Origin of the sequence: Glaciimonas immobilis (genome assembly GCF_011947285.1) — a bacterium.
Classification (GTDB): domain Bacteria; phylum Pseudomonadota; class Gammaproteobacteria; order Burkholderiales; family Burkholderiaceae_D; genus Glaciimonas; species Glaciimonas immobilis.
The window spans coordinates 61,511-78,398 of sequence record NZ_JAAOZT010000009.1 but is presented as its reverse complement, the minus strand read 5'-3'; the positions used below and the strand labels follow the sequence as shown (position 1 = coordinate 78,398).

Sequence of the window (16,888 nt, the reverse complement as noted above, 5' to 3'; positions counted from 1 at the left end):
CAGTATAATCGGTTCACCCGAAAGGCATAAAGGACACACTATATGTCAAAGCGTCCTAACGGTTGCGCTCGCCTTCAGTCGCCCCGCAACCGTGCCAACCAGGTGCACAAGCCGACGACCGACATTGTCGGCTCGAGCAAATTATAGGCGATCAGCACCCCCTCCAGCGTAACCGGCATAGCGGCAATAGCGCAACCCTTCAACGTGATTTCCGCGCCACTGTTGTCCAGCCGCCCGCGTTGGCGCAACCTGTTTGCTAAAACAATATGGCAATACGAGCGTGCCGACGGTAACGCCGGAGCAAGTTAAAATGCAACCTCAAGGCGGCGCTGCGTCGCAGATATTGGCTTTGTTGCCACCGGGAATGGTTGTCGGCATATTGATACAACCGTTATCGATTTATCTGTTTTCACATTGCAGCGGCCGTAAAGCGGGGCGCCTTGAAACTGAAACCGCAATCCACAAGTAACAGTGACCAGCAAACTAACCAGGAAATTAATTCGTATGGCTCTCCGCATCATCGCCACTGGCGGCACATTTGATAAACATTATGACGAAATCGCAGGTAAGTTGACCTTTGCAGCTAGTCATTTGCCACAGGCAATTGCCCGCGCGCGCATCACTGCCGCCTATGCGCTAGAGGAGTTGCCGCTGCTTGATTCGCTCGATATGCAAGATATCGACCGGCGTCGTGTGCTGGCGTCGTGCACACATGCCGTGGAAGAAGCCATCGTGATTATTCATGGAACCGACACCATGCAGGAGACCGCCGCCGTGCTGGGCGCGGCAAATCTCGCAAAAGCGATCGTGGTGACGGGTGCCATGATTCCCTACGAGGTTGCCAACTCGGATGCGTTGTTCAATCTGGGCTACGCATGCGGTGTCGCGCAGCTTTTGCCACCCGGCGTGTATGTGGCAATGAACGGAAAAGTATTCGATTGGGACAAGGTGCAGAAAGATCGCGTGGCGGGCATTTTTGAGCCGATTCCACACTAATTTATTCGGTGACGGCATTGAGATTCCAGGACAAATAATTTTGTATTGTCTACCATCGACAGAACGCGCAACGCGTTCCCTAAAACAGCAGTCCTCCTCCGGGGGGCTGCTGTTTTAGCGTAAAAATGATTATTGATACGAAAACTCCGCCAAAAGTAACATTATTTTTAGGTCTTTTGCCTATTGGTGAATCAAGGTGAAATGACTATAATTTTCAGTCATTGATACTGAGAAACGAAACAATGGTCAGCCTTACAAATCCACCGCGGCGCATCAACAGATACGCGAGCAATAATTTTCTCGGAAAAATTACCTCGCCCTTTTTTTTACGGTTGGATCCACCCCTTTTAAATAGCAAACTTGATTAACCAGCGTGGTGCTGGCTTGATTGAAGTATTGATCGCCATTGTCATTACTGCCTTTACTTTACTGGGTCTGGCAGGTTTGCAGGTAGCCGCATTGCGGTATCAAAAAGTAGCACATTATCGCGCGATTGCTACTGCATATAGTGGCAACCTGGCCGAACGGGTACGTGCAAATCTAGCCGGAGCGCGGGGCGGCTTTTACAGCCCTGCTTCAGAGCTTTATCCGGGCGCGTCCAACGCGTTATCACAAGCGCCCATTTGTATAAACCCTCGTGCTTGTTCGCATGCCGAAATCGCCACGCTTGATCTGTATGAATGGCGCGCAGCGCTGGCGCATGCAATGGCCGGCGGATGGGGCGAGATATACGGCTCGGTGCGCAATGGGTTCGCGGTCACAGTCTATTTTAGAGAGCCAGGCCATGAGGCCAATATTCAATCTCCGCGGCAAGCTAATCGGGGTGATGCCCTGTCGGGCGATAGCTATCGCCATAACGCTAACGTCCGCGCGCAGAACAAAACACATTGTCGGACTGCGGCTTTAAATCTGCTTACTGATCAGAATGTGCGGTGTTTTATGACAGTATTTACGCCTTGATGATGCCTGTCATCCCGCTCCGGAAAATCTCTCATGAGGTGAAAATAAACATTCACCCTTCCCCTGCTCGGCGGGCCGGAATGGTACTGCCACTGACCTTAATTTTTGTCCTTGTAATGACAATGATCGGCGTTACCGCTATCCGCAATGTGACCTTGGAAGAAAAAATGGCAGCAAATTTTCGGAGTCAAAAACTAGCCTTTGAAGCCGCTGAACAAGTGCTTCGCTATTGCGAAAAATTGTCCCGAGAATTGGCGCTATCGAACGCAACCTTGCCACCTCAGCTAACGCCAGGACCAATCGAGGGTGGCAAACATCATGGCAAAAATAAATGGGAAATCGCCGCTAACTGGCGCAGTGATGCGATATCAATTGCCTTGCCTTCGCAGATCGTCCACAGCATCGGATTGGCAGAAGTACCGCGTTGCATGATCGAAAAAATGACGCTCGCTAACGACTACGAATTTCAACTTAATCCAACCGATTTTCACTACGCCTATCGCATTACTGCGAGGGGTATCGGCACCACGAGCAGCGTTGCAGTATTTCTGCAAAGTTATCTGCGGCTATAAGACGGTTGGATTAATGCGTCGATTTGCAAATGAGAACCACATGAAAACCTGGATTTATAACATCGCAATAAGTGGGATAAGCGTGATCGCGCTCGGCGTCATGATGCCGGCCTCGGGGCTAATTTCACAGCAACCGTTAGTCTCGCCCAACGGATTTTCTGCGCTGGTTTACAGTGACCGGGCATTGAATGATGCCTCAATAGCTTATCAAGCCAGTTTTACGACGGCGGGCTGGGCGGGTCAGTTAAAAGCCTATCGGACTAACTTCAGTGGCAGTGCCGGTGCGCTATTGTGGGATGCGGAACAGCATATGCCGGACTGGCAAGCGCGCAATATCGTGGCGTGGAATCCAGAGCGCAATCGTGCAGTCGATTTTTATTGGGATAATTTAACCGCAGCACAACAGCACGCGCTCGGATCGCCGGATATTTTGTCTTATTTGAGGGGCGACACGGCATTGCAGAACGCCCACGGCGTCGGCAAATTTCGCGACCGTCAAGGCAGATTGGGTGGCATCGTCAACTCCTTGCCGCTGTACGTAAAGAATACACATTTTGGCTATCAGATGTTGCCGGATGTCAGCGGTGGTGGCGCTAGTTATCTGCATTACCTTCACGCCAAAAATTTACGGTCACCGATGCTATTTGTCGGCGCTAACGATGGCATGCTGCACGGGTTCGATGCGACGACGGGGGTTGAAAAATTCGCCTATGTTCCGCGTGCGGTTTTTCCGCATTTAAAAGCACTCAGTCATGCCGACTTTCAGCATCGGCATCGATACTCTGTCGACGGTCAAATAACGGAAGGCGATGCTTATTTACCGCAAAAAGGCCCCGCTAATTCAGTCTGGAAGACACTCATTTTGAGTGCAGCTGGCGCTGGTGCCAGAAGCATCGCCGCGCTCGACATCAGCACGCCCGACAAGTTGGATGCAGGTAGTGTGCTGTGGGAAAATAGTGACCAGATGCCGGACGGCACCATCGATAAGGATATGGGATACGTGCTCGGTGACGCCGCAGTCGTCCGTTTGCGTAATGGGCAATGGGCCGCGCTTTATGGCAATGGCATTGAAAGCGACAATAAAAAAGCCACGTTGTATATTGTCAATATTGAAGACGGTTCGCTGATCGCTAAAATTCATACGCACTGCGGCGGCGACGGCGCGCCCAACGGCTTGTCAACGCCCGCACTGTTATTTAACGGGCACAGAGAAGTCATCGCAGCCTACGCTGGCGATCTGCAGGGCAACGTATGGAAATTTGATTTGGGTGATACCGATTCAGCCAAATGGCGAGTTGCTTACGGCAACCGGCCCCTATTTGCTGCCCAAGATCGTCACGGACGCGCGCAGCCAGTTGTCCAGCAACCCGTCATGGCAAGACATCCCCAAGGCGGGCGCATGATCATGTTTGGCACTGGCAAATTTTTTGAGGTCGATGACCCTAAAGATACACAAGTGCAGACCATTTACGGTATCTGGGAGCAGGCAGATGGCGTAACAGCGATCCACGGTGCTTATCAGTTACAACAGCAGACACTCTCCCCGATCACCGGCGGTCGGACCATCAGCAACAACCCGGTTCACTGGAGCAACCGGCGCGGCTGGTACGTCGATCTGCTTAATCTGGGCGAGCGCGTCGTAGGAAAATTGCAAATAATCAACGGCTTGCTGGTCATCCTGACTTATACCCCTGAGGGCCACGGAGGACAAATCAACGCACCATCGTCGGAATTAATGGCAGTCGATTTTACAACCGGGACCGCGGATAAAAAAGGCTTTTTCACTACCTTACCGCCTGACCAGATGGGGATCCGTGTACCACCCTCAATGGCGTCCCCGACGATAATCACGCAGCCGGATGGAAAGCGAAGTGTCGTGATTCACGGTCAGGATGGAAGCGCGTCGATCGTCCCGCTTGCGGTAACGCCAAGATTGCCGTTTAGAACCTGGCATCAGTTGCCTGTGGCGTTTTAAAAGAATTCGAATGCCCTATAGGGGCGACGCTCTAATAGATTTGCATGCCTTTAGGAGATACGCAAGAACCAATATAATCGTTACATTAATTGTTACATAAATCGTTATAGGTATTTTGCGTTATTTTCAATTTTGTGAATGATCGATATATCATAAATACGTAAAAAATCGTTACATGACTATTGTTCAGATTGCTATCGAGACTCTTCGCACCTGGGGTCGTCAGCAAAGCGGAGAGCTGCTGCAGCGCCTGGGGGTGAGTCGTCCGTCTTTGATGCGGGCGATTTCCGGGCTTGATGGCCAGGTTGTTTTAAGCGGTCGCGCGCGGCGGACCGCCTATGCAGCACGGCGGTTGATTCGCGGAAATCCTTACCCATTAATTCTATACCGTATTGATGAGACGGGACGGGCGCTTGAGGTGGGTTTACTCGAGCCCATTTATCCGAAGGGATGCGCGCTGAGTTTCACGGAAACCTGCCACTGGCCGCTCAATGAAGAGATGACGGATGGCTGGTTTCGTGGGGTGCCGTATCTGTTGGGTGACATGCGACCGCAAGGGTTTTTGGGACGTAACTTTGCCCACCATTTTGCGACTATCCTGCAAGTTGACCAAGACGTGAAGCGCTGGGGCGAGGATGATGTGCTGTATGCGTTGAGCGTGCTTGGCTGGGATCAGGCTGGCAATTACATACTCGGCGAGCATGCGCTGCGCGGTTTTCTGGACGCGCAACAAAAGGGCAGGTATTTGCTGAGTGATGAGATGGTCGATACAGAGTATCCAGCACGCGCGTTGCAAGCTTTGGACTTCGGGTTGGCGGATTCGTCGGCCGCAGGTGAATTTCCTAAATTTACCGCGTGTCGGTTGCTGAATGGGCGGCCAACGCACGTCATCGTCAAGTTTGCCGGTGCTGACGGTTCACCGCAGGAACAACGTTGGTCTGACTTACTGGTGTGCGAGCATCTGGCACTGACCACGATTGCCGATACTCTCCAGCTGAGTGCAGCACAAAGCCGCGTTTATCAGCTGGGTGGTCGTACTTATTTTGAAGTCGACCGTTTCGACCGGCATGGCGAGTTCGGTCGCTCTGGCGTATGTACCTGGTACGAATTGAATTCTGCCTTGTTTGGACTGACGGGCCCATGGTCGGAAGGTGCAGAAGCCTTGCTCAAGAAGGATTACATTTCGGCAGAGACTGCCAGCCAGATAAAGCTGTTGGAACATTTTGGTCGATTGATTGCAAATACGGATATGCACGACGGCAATCTCGCATTCCTGCCGGGACTTACCCTGACGCCGGCCTATGACATGCTGCCGATGTTGTATGCGCCACAAAGAGGTGTTGAGCTAGTCCAGCGTAAATTCACACCGGTCATTCCTCTGCCAAGAGAGCGCAGTACCTGGGTCCGGGCAGCGCAAGCGGCGTTGGTGTTCTGGCATCGCGCGCAGCAAGATGAACGCATTACTCATCCGTTTCGGGCTATCTGCAAAGCTAATGCTGACCATATCGAACGCCTGCTTGTCACACAACGCGATTGACCGAGTTTATCCGATTGCAGCATATTAATGCGCACATACTGCCTGAACAGCAACCCGAACCTGTTCTTGTGATCCGTCTTTTACGTACTCGCCAGCAGCCCCGGAAGGGCGAAAACACCGTCCGCACCCGTGCTGCCCGGCACCGTTTATAAGGCAGTCTCACTTTCGCGGCCATGACCAGGAATAGTGGCGTCCGGTCGCGCTACCGGGCCACTCAGGAATGCATTACTCCAGCCTGAATCCAACCTTGATAGTTACCTGATAATGGGAAATTTTTCCGTCCACAATATGACCCCGGGTTTCAATCACCTCAAACCAGTCCATATGCTTGACGGTCAAGGCTGCCTTGGAAATCGCATCGCGGATTGCTTCATCGCTGCCATTTATTGACGTCCCGACCAGCTCAACGAGTTTGTAGGTGTGTGCGGACATGGTATTTTTCCTTATCGGATAAGGTTGGACATCGCGTTTGTGTTATCGAATGCTGATGTTTTCATCATAGAAACCAAATGATAGATTTACCAAGAATATATTCACGATCTTCGGATTCTTCGGATTCTTCGGATTCTTCGCATAATGATGAGATCGTACGGCAACGGTCTGGTCGGGACTTTGCAACATCTTCTGGCTGCGCTACCTCCCTGCAAAGATTAGTCTTCAATGAGTGTACCGGCCGCTACCGGCGTCAATCTAAGGTGTAATGTGACGGACGCGACCAGCCTCTCGTTCAGTTAGGTGTTTTCTACCTTTCTTTAGTTAAAAGCATACGCGTCCATCGCTAGCACCCCGTGTTCGACACTAGAATGCAGCAGTTGCGCCTTCGCGTGAATGCCAGCCGCGCCCATCGCCACAAACAGCGGCAATAAATGCTCATCGCTCGGATGGTTTTTTATAGCCGATGGCGCGCGATTGCGATAGTCCAGCAAAGCCGTGGTGTCATTGTTTTCCAGCTGCTCGCGCATCCAGCTTATGAATTCGCTGACCCAAAGCGCTGCGGGTGCATCGATCGGCTGGCCACGGAACTCATGCAGGTTATGCGTCAGCGATCCTGAACCAATCACCAGAACGCCTTCATGTCGCAACTGCGTCAGAGCGAGGCCCATCTGCTCGTGTGTCGCCGGATCGGCACCATGCACCAACGAGATCTGCATCACCGGCAAATCGGCGTGCGGATACATCAAGCTCAGCGGTACCCACGCACCGTGATCAAGGCCGCGTTCGGCGCTGCGTCCAACTGGAATACCTGCGGCTTCGAACAGCGTGGCTGCGCGCTCGGCTAATGCCGGTGCGCCGGGAGCAGGATAACTAATATCGTACAAAGCCTGCGGAAAGCCGCCGAAATCATGGATTGTTGCCGGCTGCGCAGCCAGCGACACCGCTGGGCCGCCAGTTGTCTCCCAATGCGCGGAGACGACCGCAATAGCTTTAGGGCGTGGCAAGCTCGCTCCCAAATCCTGGAGGAAGCGGCGCGCAGGGCTATCCTGCAGCGCAAGCATCGGCGAACCGTGCGAAATGAAGATGGTTGGTAATGGAGACATGGGACACCTGGTAGGAATAAGCTTCCATGGTATATAGCTTTAACTGGTTGATAAAGATACGGCTAGTGACTAAACTATTTCTATTTGATTGACAATCGCCCGCTATGGATTTGTTTGCTTCTATGAGAATGTATGTCGCGGTCGTTGACGGCGGCAGCTTTGCTGCAGCAGCCGACAAGCTGGATATTTCGCGGGCGATGGCCTCCAAGCAGATACAGAAGCTTGAGGAACATCTTGGTACGCGCTTGCTGAACCGCACAACCCGGCGATTAAGTCTGACCGAAACCGGGCGCGAATTTTATGAGCGCAGCATCCAGATCATCGGCGACGTAGAAGAAGCCGAACAGATTGCTGGACAGATGACGCGCAGGCCCCAAGGGGTACTCAGAGTCACCATCCCATTGTCTTATGGCCAGCACCGGCTCGCGACCATCATCGCCAATTACACGCAGGCCTATCCGCACGTAAAGCTGGATATTTCGCTCAGTGACCGCAAGGTTGACCTGATTGAGGACGGATTCGACCTGGCGATCCGGATCGGTGCGATGCCGCAGTCCGACCTCATCGCCCGCAAAATCGGCGGGGTGCGTAGCATTGTCTGCGCTGCCCCTGCTTATCTGGCCCGGCACGGCGCACCGCAAACGCCAGCGGATCTCGCCCGGCACGCATGCCTCGGCTACACGCTGACCGGCAGCGGCGCTAATTGGGAGCTTGAGGGCGCCGACGGCCCATTGATCGTCCCGATTTCGGGTCCGATCAGGGCGGATAACGGGGACATCCTTCGGCTGGCAGCGCTCAGCGGCGCGGGCATCCTGTTTCAGCCCTATTTCATCGTCGGCGATGACATCGAGACAGGAAGGCTGGTGCGGATATTGCCGGACTGGCAATCGGCAGAATTCGGCCTCTACGCGGTCTACCCCAGCCGCAAACACTTGTCCGCCAAAGTGCGCACTTTTGTTGACTTTCTGGTGGCTGCGCTGGGAGTCTAGGCAACGCCACCGGCAAAGACAGAACCTCAAACATTGTCGGCGTGGGGTCGAATGGCTAGAGTCGTCTCAAAGTGCGAGATGAGCGCCTGCACTTTTGGTGCATGTTGCCGAGAGCGCTGCCAAACGATATGCAATGGCAGCCCTTGCGTTGCGAGCTGGGGTAAGATCTTTTGCAGGCGTCCGTCACGTATCTGTTGCTCCACAAGCCAGGTAGCGAGTTGGGCAATACCTAAGCCGGCTTCTACCGCGGCAACCTGAGCCTCGGCCTGCCCCAGCACAATCCTAGGATTGACGTGTTGTCGTGCCAGTGGCTGTTGTCCATCCTTGATCAGCCAGGGGGCGTTGCTGCCATCGGCTCTTCCATACAGAACAGTGTCGTGATGCAACAGCTCCTCGACCGACTGTGGTTCTCCATGCGCCAGCAGGTAGCCCGGTGACGCGCAGAACACCAATTCTTCGTGTCCCAGATATTTATACCCGACCGCCGCTGACCACGTGTCATCGCCGCCGATTCTTAATACCACGTCCATCCCATCCTCCACCACGTCCACAAACCGGTCCGTGAAGGATACCTGAGGCATCACTTGCTGGTATTTTTCAGCAAACTCTAACAGTGACGCAAACGCTTGTATTCGACCGAATGTCGCGGGTAAGTCCACTCTCAATCGGCCGGAAGGAATTATTTCATCTGCAGCAAGTACCCGTTCTGCTAGCTCCAGCTCCTCAAGTACCCTGACGCAAACCTTATAAAACGCGTCGCCAGCATCCGTCATTTGTAATCGGCGTGTGGTTCTTTCAAAGAGAGGCTTTTTTAAGCGTCCCTCAAGTCGGGCAACGGCCTTTCCCACAGCCGATTTAGTTAAATTCAGGCGCTCGGCAGCGGCGGTAAAGCTGCCAGCTTCCGCGACGGCAACAAATGTTTCCAGGCCTTTAAGGCGTTCTGCAGGCGTCATGAATGGTCCGAGGTAGAATTTAATTCCGCAATATATGAGAAGTAATGTCCGAAAAGAGAATTTAAATCTCTTATATCATGGGCGTTACCATTCTTGGAGTCAAGCCTCATGTCCAGTGTTAAAACCCTGAATCCCGATCATCTCTCGGCAATTGATCCGGCAGTTGATTTGGCCAAAGGAAATGCCATGTCCATTGCTATTCTGGCCGTGGCTGCCTTCGTTATCGTCACTACAGAGTTCCTCATCGTTGGGCTGTTACCGGCACTCGCACGTGACTTGGGCATTTCAGTGACCACCGCAGGCCAGTTTGTCACGTTCTTCGCCGTAGTGGTAATGCTGTGCGGACCATTCCTGACTGCCTGGCTCGCTAACTTTGAGCGCAAACGGCTGTTCGTGGCGATTTTAGTATTGTTTGCCGTGTCAAATGGCTTGGCAGCCGTCGCATCAAATGTATGGGTGTTAGGCATTGCGCGGCTGTTGCCAGCGCTGGCACTGCCGGTTTTTTGGGGAACGGCGAGTGACACGGCGGCGCAAATCGCAGGTCCCGAAAACGGTGGCCGTGCGGTGTCTCGCGTGTATCTGGGTATCTCCGCGGCGATGTTGTTCGGCATTCCACTTGGTACGCTAGCATCGGACGCCATTGGTTGGCGAGGTGCCTTCGCCCTGCTATCAGTTCTGTCGTTAGTGGTTGCCATCCTTATGTACTTGAGGATGCCGACCGTACGCGCGTCGCAGCCTGTGCGCATGGCGGATCAAACCCAAATTCTCAAAAGTCCGTTCTTCTTGGCCAATGTCGCCCTTTCGATTCTAGTCTTTACCGGCATGTTCACCGGCTACACCTATTTGGCTGAAATGCTGGAAAAATCCGCCGGAATTGCTTCAGCGCAAGTCGGTTGGTGGTTAATGGGCTTCGGTGCCGTCGGATTGATAGGAAACTGGCTTGGGGGCCTATGGGTAGACAAAAAGCCCCTCACGACCACTGCCATCTTCAGCCTCGTACTTGCCGCTGGCATGGCCGCGACCATGGCTTTGGCCGGTACCAGCCTCTGGTTTGCCATTGCGCTTGGCATGTGGGGCATCGCAAATACTGCTCTTTATCCCATCTGCCAGATACGGGTAATGAAGGCCGCTTCCCAGGCGCAGGCGTTGGCAGGAACGATCAATGTGTCGGCAGCCAACGGCGGTATCGCGCTTGGTGCCGTGATTGGTGGCCTCAGCATCTCGGCGTGGGGGTCGGGCAATATTGGCTATGTGTCGGGCGTCATCGCTGTAATGGCCGCGTTGGCTGTGCCTCTGGTGGCAAAACTAGCGCCCACTAATGTGGGATCGGTTTCCGGGAGTTAGCCTGGTTTTTGTATAACCACCTGTAACAAGTTTCTACCAACATTCGTCGGACCGTTACCAGCTGAGCTTGCCAGCTAATCGTAATATTAGCGGGTATTCACGGCCCGCTGGCCTCTACGGTTTCATCATGGCGCAGGCATGAAAATATTATGTTAACGCAATCAACTGTCCGGCCAGAAAAGGTTTAACAATTATTTTGTAGGCATCGATGTCAAAGCAGCGTTTTTTGGGACGCTCGATCTGGACATTGGCAGCATCAATCGAGCCCAGATACATCCAATGGTCAATCACATGGGTTTGACGCCAGCCGTCGCACTCTTCCGTAATTCCCATTGCACCTGCAAAAGGCCATTGGATCACGCGCATTGCCTCCATCGCTTGCAGCAGACGTTGCTGATGCTCTTCAATCGATTCGGCCCCGACACACGCACCGCGACAGCGTTTAATCTGTCTGGAAAAACAAGGTCGCCCGTGGGAGCCGGTCTCAGTACCCGTGATGATGCCGCATAGCTGATGATCGGCAACGATGGTGCGCAGGGTTTCCAGCGCGCTGCGGCGGTTACTGAATACCCCATAAATGCCTGCTTCAGAAGCGAAGTCATAATCCTTCGAAAAAACCACTTCTGGCGCACCGTGCGCCGTGATTCTTAACGCGCACATTTCACGTTTGCGCCTTAGTTTGATGTTGTGCAGTGGTTGCAGCTCTTTGATCAGCTGCGATTCTAATAACAGCGCGCCGATGTCGCCAGCAGTCCGGCGAAACTCGACCCGTCGGCTCTGGGTCAGCATGCGCGCCTCATCGGCGCAGCGCAGATGTGATAGCACGCGGTGACGGATATTGATACTTTTGCCAACGTATAACGGTGCGTCGTTGTCGCCCCGAAATATATAGATGCCGGGCTTATTGGGCAGAAGCCGCAGGCTTTCAGGGTCGATATGCGACGGATACTCAAACTCGGCACGGGGTGTTGTATTAGGTAAAAAATTTCCGCTGATCTTGCGCATCGCTTGCCTGTTTTTTATCGAGATGGCGAGCTTAATTTTTTATCTCGGACCTTGAGCTACTGGGTGTTCTTTAACAAACGATACAAAAGTTCGTAAGATGCCCGGCGTGCAGTGGCCGCTCTGGTTTGAGGGATTCGTCCGTACATGGGGGATGATTTTACTATTAATACCGGCCACTGTTTTAATTCCAAAAGAAATCAAGATCGCCGATTCGCTGCGTGGCCATATCTTGTACGTGATTATGACTGAAAAGTGTGTTGGAAGAATTAGGCGGGCGTCAATGGCGATTTAAAATTGATACATGGGGGGGACAGCGGAATTTCGCGCTGTTACATTGTCCCTGCGCAATAGCCAGGGAAACTGCAAAGTCCAGGTACGTGGCACCTGATACGCAGACAGGTACGCACCAGAATGACCGGTTTCCAGACATGATGTTTCCACACTGGTTTCTACGGAAACAGGGTGTGTCCAGTTTTGGGCATACCACGCGAAGCCCCCCGAGAACACCGAAATGGTGTTCTCGATGTTCCCTGGGATTATTTGGGCGGCCTGTTAGCTGAATGCAATCCTGAAACATAGTGAATCTGCGGAGCTGGCAACCATCATCTGTTTGGCAGTGGAAACCGCCATGAGACGTGGGGAGCTGGCCAGGCTGACCTGGTCCAATATCGACTTAAAAAAATGCATCGCGCATAAAAATACCATGTTTGTTAATTAGTAAGAATTCGCGACCAACATTCGGCCGCATCGAATGCGGTCAACCTCTCGACCCTCAGCACCTATTCACCTCGCTCAATCACGGACCAATGACCACTGGCGCGCAGTGTGAGCCAAGGTTGGCATCCACACGGCTTCGCCGCTGATTCCGTACATCAGGCGATAGCTTTCATCCGGCACCAGCTCACGGGTTCCTTGAATCTTTCCCGGCCGCCCCAGCTTTGTGTGATCAACAAGCCTGGCGGCCGCATCACTGAAAAGCTCCTCTATATGGGCGGCCGCTAGCGGGTTGTCAGCCGCAATGTAATCCGAAACGTCAGCGCGATCCTGATCACCTTGACCGCACCTCAAATTAATCACAAAATACTCAATGTGCAACTCAAGATCAATATGATATCATTTTGAATCACCACATTCAAAGAGCGATCATGTTTAATAAAATTGCGATTCGGAACATTCCTAGCCAGATTTTTCGGACATTGGAAGCACTGGCTGACCTCCATGACCGCTCCACTGAGGCTGAAGCCCGGCAAGCGTTACGGGCGTGGGTCGAACCATCGTTCGTTCAAGAATCTCGCAACACTCGCCGCAAGGGCGTTGCCGAGCGCCTCAACCGAATGCTTACGCAGGTCAACGCTGGTCGCCGGGGTGCGAAGCTCACCACGTCGCACATTGCAGAGGCCATCAAGGAGGAGCGAGTAGAGGATGTTGAGGATTGGTTCCTTGGAAATAAGGAGCCAAGCTTTTCCCAACTGTCAGCGATTGCGAAGTTCCTAGGCGTTGATCCAGACTGGCTCAAACACGGCGACAAAGCGCTCTATCCGCCGACATACGAGCGCTTTTCTGAAAACCCCTTCGAGGCCGTGGACTGGCTGCTGAGTTGGAGCCCCGCCGCCGCCGCGTCGGACAGCAAGGTCAAACTCTTGCACCTCATCCGTGCCGACAATCCCACAGGTGGGCTGTACATCGTGAAGGAATCTGACGAAGGCCATTTTCAGACGTTCTGCACGTCGATCCACGTGTCAGAAGAGATCGGCGCTGGCGGCGAAGCGTCTCTTGCTGCCCTCTTTGTGACGCTCGAACTTCTGTATAAGCGCTACACCAAGTCGGGTAACGGCATCATGGTTCTAGGTTATCAATTACGCCCCGATGACATAGCGCAGTTGACCAACGGAAACACTCACCCCGGCTCTTTGCTCAAGGACGGTTCTAGGTCGATGTGGTGGGAGGATATATGGGATAGCGCGATGGCACCCAAGCACAATTACTGGCCGGGTTGGAAATCGCTGTATGAACGCATTGAAAGAGTGATATCGGCCAGGACGCACCTGAACGAACTACGCTCACAGATTCGTCAAGGTGCGGTAACGATGGCTCGTAGCGACGGTTGAAATCTCTCAACCACACACAACCAAGGTGTCTTCCACGTCAATCAAGAGTTTACTTGCTTCGGAAGTATGCCAAGGCATGGTGGTCACTTTGTGTAACCCGCCTTCATGGCTGTCAATGAACTCCCCACAAGTGTCACGGCTGGCCAAGTTATGCACATTCTGTCCACGGCCAAACACTCCCATAGCCTTGTCTGTCGCAGATTCTGAGCGCTCGCACGTCGCCGGCCTGGCGCACCTGGTGCAACCGCATGGCGCGATGTTGAAGCTTGAGGGGCCAAGGGCACACCCGTAAAATGAAACTTTTACCTTTTCGAGGGGGTGGGCGCAAATAGCCTAGCTGCAATTTGTGCCACATAACGAATTTTTTCATAGTCATGATATACCACTTACCGGCAAACGGTATATAATACAGGCATGGCAATACAATCTTTTTCAGAAGCTGACACGCAGGAGCTGTTTTCGACCGGGAAGTGCAAGCGGTTCGCGACCATAGCTGCAGTAGCAACGCGCAAGCTAACACAACTCAACAGCGCGTCGACGATCAACTTCATGAAGCTGCCTCCCGGCAATGACTTGAAGTTTTATGATGACGCATGGCATGTGCGGATTAACCGGCGGTGGCGTCTGACCTTTAAATGGGGCGACGCTGGACCATACGACGTGCTGATTGAAGACCCACACTGACCAGCCAGCCTGCTGGATTTTTTACGCAATGGAGTGCGACATGATCAAAAACGGAATGCGGCCGGTTCACCCTGGCGAGGTGCTGCGCGAGGACTACTTGAAGCCACTCGGTATGAGTGCGAACGCACTGGCGAAGATGCTGCACGTGCCAGCGTCACGGGTGAACGATATCGTGCTTGAACGCCGTGGTGTGACGGCTGACACCGCCCTGCGCCTGACGCGCTACTTCGGCGGCGAGCCCGAGGATGCGCAAGGGTGGATCAACATGCAGGCGACCTACGACTTCAAAATCGCAGAAAAGAAGACCGCCGCGAAGATTGCCAAAGAGATCGCCCCACGCGAACTTGAGGCGGCCTGAGCCTTCACCCACAAACGCAAGTCACTACAGTTGAGGCTCGATACGCAGCACATAGCTGGTTTTCGCGGCCGCGAAAATTCGCCAGCCGTGCCCCTCATTTGTCAATGAAAACGGGGGCGAAGCCCCCGCTGCTGATCGCGTATCATCGCACGCCTACCGTTCACAGTAGATCAAGTCACCAGATACCCACGTCTTCTTGACCAGGCCGCTGCCGTTCAGCTCCGTCCACTTCTTGACTCGATCAGGGTCCGATCCGCACATCAACCGGAATGATTGTTGATGATTCTGGCCCTCTCCACGACTTCCCGTGCATGAGTGATAAATTCAGCATCGTCGGTTTCTTCTGCGTCGGCAAGAAATACCGCAATGGCCTTATCGGTGGTTAAGTGCTGAGCGGCATCGAATTCTGGCAGGTCAGCTACCATAATATGGTCAAAGCCATTGCTCATAGGCCGATAAACTCTGTTTGCATCTTCTCGGTATAAGGATCGCACAAGCCCAATTTCAGGCCACGCTCCTTGCCATCGAGAACTGCAAGATAGAGTTGCAGCGCCTTACGTAGTAGCTCGCTCTTGTTGGTCTCATTTGCCTCTACGGCTTTGTCGATGTCTTTGTTGAGGTCATCGGACAGGACTACATTGAATCGTGCAGACATAATGCGTCTCCATGATGGTATTAATGCGTCGGTTATACACAAAATCGACGTTATCTATCAACTTGCCGCTGAAATATTCCACCCTTTTGGCCTAGTTGCTCACGGGGTTAATGACTTTTCTTAAACCCAACGAACGCGCGGCAATGCACCGGGTCACTGCAGGCCAGTTCCTCGCCCTTCGGAACGATGCCCGGTTTTTTCGGGAGATCGAACTGTTTCAGTCATATCGACTGGACGAGCTCCTCGAAAGACTGAAGGTACTTTCGACGACGCGCAATGAGTTGAATCAGAAGAGTCAGAATATTCCGCGTCGGGCATTTGTCGCCGCTCGAAAAGGGATCGAAGACGGCGAGGCAACCCATAAAGTGGACAAGGAGGACTAAAGGATGTCTGTATCGAGCTTTCTAACGAACACTGCCAGCAATGCCGTGCTCTCTTCAGTCGAGCAATCGTCGATTACGACCTCGATCACCGCGCTGCAATCTCGAATGGCGTTGCACTTTGACAGCGGTATGATCAAACAGTATTTCCGCTTCGGATCGTCAACACGTGGCACGATTCTGCCTCGCTCGATGGATGAGCAATCCGACATCGACTACATGGTCGTTTTCAGCGATAGCAATTCTACGCCTCAGACGTATTTGAACCGTCTGAAAACCTTCGTTGAAAAGCGTTATGGCTCATCGGAAATATATCAGTCCAGTCCGACTATCGTTCTTGAGCTGAACCACATCAAGTTTGATTTGGTACCCGCAACGACCACTTGGATTAGCGGACTTCAAATTCCCAAAGGTTCGGGCGGGTGGACGACCACAAACCCGAACGACTTCAACGCTACGCTTGAAGCAAAAAATAAGGCGAGCAATTCGTTGATCAAGCCGACTATTCGGCTGATGAAGTATTGGAATGCGAAGAGCGGTTTCCCGTTCGAGTCCTTCGCGATGGAGAAATGGATCTGTGGTCTGAATTTCTGGTTTCAGAAGAACCAAAAGGACTATTTATTCGCGGTTATCGATAACTTGGGTACCAAGTTGTCGTACTCGCAACGGGCAAATAACGAGATCACGCGAGCAAAAAAAATCGTAGCCAAGGCCAGGCAATACGAGGAGGACGAAATGCCTGTGGCGGCAGAAAAAGAAATCAAGAAGCTATTCCGGCTCTGATGGAAATTTTTCACGGCATTCAATCTGGCGAAGATTGTATTCGGGTAAGCG

General features: G+C 52.9%; 23 protein-coding genes. 14 read left to right on the top strand and 9 right to left on the bottom strand.

What is annotated here, in order from left to right; translation table 11 throughout:
• Positions 1-74: 74 nt before the first annotated feature.
• A complete protein-coding gene (locus tag HAV38_RS14700; RefSeq protein WP_168056141.1) occupies positions 75-248 on the bottom strand; it encodes a hypothetical protein in 174 nt (57 codons plus the stop codon).
• Positions 249-253: 5 nt separating this feature from the next.
• Here HAV38_RS14700 and HAV38_RS14695 point away from each other — a divergent pair, with 5 nt between their 5' ends.
• The 6 genes from HAV38_RS14695 to yjjJ all read left to right on the top strand — a co-directional run bounded on the left by HAV38_RS14695 (position 254) and on the right by yjjJ (position 6,040).
• Entirely contained in the window at positions 254-469 is a 216-nt protein-coding gene (locus tag HAV38_RS14695) for a hypothetical protein (RefSeq protein ID WP_168056140.1), read from the top strand.
• Between the two features lie 35 nt (positions 470-504).
• Complete coding sequence (locus HAV38_RS14690) at positions 505-996, top strand: asparaginase domain-containing protein (RefSeq protein ID WP_168056139.1); 492 nt, start codon at positions 505-507, stop codon at positions 994-996.
• Positions 997-1,356: 360 nt separating this feature from the next.
• Entirely contained in the window at positions 1,357-1,956 is a 600-nt protein-coding gene (gene pilV / locus HAV38_RS14685; protein WP_221313791.1) for a type IV pilus modification protein PilV, read from the top strand.
• Positions 1,957-2,036: 80 nt separating this feature from the next.
• Entirely contained in the window at positions 2,037-2,528 is a 492-nt protein-coding gene (locus tag HAV38_RS14680) for a pilus assembly PilX family protein (RefSeq protein WP_168056138.1), read from the top strand.
• Between the two features lie 40 nt (positions 2,529-2,568).
• Positions 2,569-4,503 carry a pilus assembly protein gene (locus tag HAV38_RS14675; RefSeq protein ID WP_168056137.1) on the top strand — a complete coding sequence of 645 codons (1,935 nt, stop codon included), beginning with the start codon at positions 2,569-2,571 and terminating at the stop codon, positions 4,501-4,503.
• 175 nt (positions 4,504-4,678) lie between these two features.
• Positions 4,679-6,040 (top strand): type II toxin-antitoxin system HipA family toxin YjjJ, encoded by a 1,362-nt coding sequence (gene yjjJ / locus HAV38_RS14670; RefSeq protein ID WP_168056136.1) that lies wholly within the window; start codon positions 4,679-4,681, stop codon positions 6,038-6,040.
• A 225-nt stretch (positions 6,041-6,265) separates the two neighbouring features.
• On the opposite strand, the gene HAV38_RS14665 is transcribed toward yjjJ, so the two are convergent.
• Positions 6,266-6,472, bottom strand: coding sequence for a dodecin (locus HAV38_RS14665; protein WP_168056135.1), 207 nt, complete (start codon positions 6,470-6,472; stop codon positions 6,266-6,268).
• A 320-nt stretch (positions 6,473-6,792) separates the two neighbouring features.
• Entirely contained in the window at positions 6,793-7,578 is a 786-nt protein-coding gene (locus tag HAV38_RS14660; protein ID WP_168056134.1) for a dioxygenase family protein, read from the bottom strand.
• A 122-nt stretch (positions 7,579-7,700) separates the two neighbouring features.
• Between HAV38_RS14660 and HAV38_RS14655 the strand changes: the two genes are divergently transcribed.
• On the top strand, positions 7,701-8,567 hold the full coding sequence (locus tag HAV38_RS14655; RefSeq protein ID WP_209216754.1) for a LysR family transcriptional regulator: 867 nt from the start codon (positions 7,701-7,703) through the stop codon (positions 8,565-8,567).
• A 26-nt stretch (positions 8,568-8,593) separates the two neighbouring features.
• Here HAV38_RS14655 and HAV38_RS14650 read toward each other — a convergent pair whose 3' ends face one another.
• A complete protein-coding gene (locus HAV38_RS14650; protein WP_168056132.1) occupies positions 8,594-9,520 on the bottom strand; it encodes a LysR family transcriptional regulator in 927 nt (308 codons plus the stop codon).
• A 108-nt stretch (positions 9,521-9,628) separates the two neighbouring features.
• On the opposite strand from HAV38_RS14650, the gene HAV38_RS14645 reads away from it, so the two are divergent.
• A complete protein-coding gene (locus HAV38_RS14645; protein WP_168056131.1) occupies positions 9,629-10,864 on the top strand; it encodes an MFS transporter in 1,236 nt (411 codons plus the stop codon).
• A 147-nt stretch (positions 10,865-11,011) separates the two neighbouring features.
• On the opposite strand, the gene HAV38_RS14640 is transcribed toward HAV38_RS14645, so the two are convergent.
• Positions 11,012-11,869 carry an endonuclease gene (locus tag HAV38_RS14640; RefSeq protein WP_168056130.1) on the bottom strand — a complete coding sequence of 286 codons (858 nt, stop codon included), beginning with the start codon at positions 11,867-11,869 and terminating at the stop codon, positions 11,012-11,014.
• A 556-nt stretch (positions 11,870-12,425) separates the two neighbouring features.
• Between HAV38_RS14640 and HAV38_RS21950 the strand changes: the two genes are divergently transcribed.
• Entirely contained in the window at positions 12,426-12,587 is a 162-nt protein-coding gene (locus HAV38_RS21950) for a tyrosine-type recombinase/integrase (RefSeq protein WP_168056458.1), read from the top strand.
• A 74-nt stretch (positions 12,588-12,661) separates the two neighbouring features.
• Here the strand turns inward: HAV38_RS21950 and HAV38_RS14630 are convergent, their stop codons facing one another.
• Positions 12,662-12,946: a type II toxin-antitoxin system RelE/ParE family toxin gene (locus HAV38_RS14630; RefSeq protein WP_168056129.1), complete on the bottom strand. Its 285-nt coding sequence runs from the start codon at positions 12,944-12,946 to the stop codon at positions 12,662-12,664.
• Positions 12,947-13,014: 68 nt separating this feature from the next.
• Here HAV38_RS14630 and HAV38_RS14625 point away from each other — a divergent pair, with 68 nt between their 5' ends.
• The 3 genes from HAV38_RS14625 to HAV38_RS14615 all read left to right on the top strand — a co-directional run bounded on the left by HAV38_RS14625 (position 13,015) and on the right by HAV38_RS14615 (position 15,019).
• On the top strand, positions 13,015-13,977 hold the full coding sequence (locus tag HAV38_RS14625; RefSeq protein ID WP_168056128.1) for a FitA-like ribbon-helix-helix domain-containing protein: 963 nt from the start codon (positions 13,015-13,017) through the stop codon (positions 13,975-13,977).
• Positions 13,978-14,391: 414 nt separating this feature from the next.
• Entirely contained in the window at positions 14,392-14,661 is a 270-nt protein-coding gene (locus HAV38_RS14620; RefSeq protein ID WP_168056127.1) for a type II toxin-antitoxin system RelE/ParE family toxin, read from the top strand.
• A gap of 40 nt (positions 14,662-14,701) precedes the next feature.
• Entirely contained in the window at positions 14,702-15,019 is a 318-nt protein-coding gene (locus HAV38_RS14615; protein ID WP_168056126.1) for a HigA family addiction module antitoxin, read from the top strand.
• A 153-nt stretch (positions 15,020-15,172) separates the two neighbouring features.
• Here HAV38_RS14615 and trfA read toward each other — a convergent pair whose 3' ends face one another.
• From trfA to HAV38_RS14600, 3 genes are read right to left on the bottom strand one after another with little or no spacing between them, the layout of a single operon-like run.
• On the bottom strand, positions 15,173-15,280 hold the full coding sequence (trfA, locus tag HAV38_RS14610; protein WP_168056125.1) for a plasmid replication initiator TrfA: 108 nt from the start codon (positions 15,278-15,280) through the stop codon (positions 15,173-15,175).
• On the bottom strand, positions 15,280-15,468 hold the full coding sequence (locus HAV38_RS14605; RefSeq protein WP_168056124.1) for a helix-turn-helix domain-containing protein: 189 nt from the start codon (positions 15,466-15,468) through the stop codon (positions 15,280-15,282). The genes trfA and HAV38_RS14605 overlap by 1 nt, the downstream gene beginning before the upstream one ends.
• Positions 15,465-15,674 carry a ribbon-helix-helix domain-containing protein gene (locus HAV38_RS14600; RefSeq protein WP_168056123.1) on the bottom strand — a complete coding sequence of 70 codons (210 nt, stop codon included), beginning with the start codon at positions 15,672-15,674 and terminating at the stop codon, positions 15,465-15,467. Before HAV38_RS14600 ends, HAV38_RS14605 begins: the two co-directional genes overlap by 4 nt.
• Before the next feature lie 95 nt (positions 15,675-15,769).
• On the opposite strand from HAV38_RS14600, the gene HAV38_RS14595 reads away from it, so the two are divergent.
• Positions 15,770-16,057 carry an SLATT domain-containing protein gene (locus HAV38_RS14595; RefSeq protein WP_311734832.1) on the top strand — a complete coding sequence of 96 codons (288 nt, stop codon included), beginning with the start codon at positions 15,770-15,772 and terminating at the stop codon, positions 16,055-16,057.
• Between the two features lie 3 nt (positions 16,058-16,060).
• Positions 16,061-16,837 carry a nucleotidyltransferase gene (locus tag HAV38_RS14590; RefSeq protein ID WP_168056122.1) on the top strand — a complete coding sequence of 259 codons (777 nt, stop codon included), beginning with the start codon at positions 16,061-16,063 and terminating at the stop codon, positions 16,835-16,837.
• Positions 16,838-16,888 lie beyond the last annotated feature (51 nt).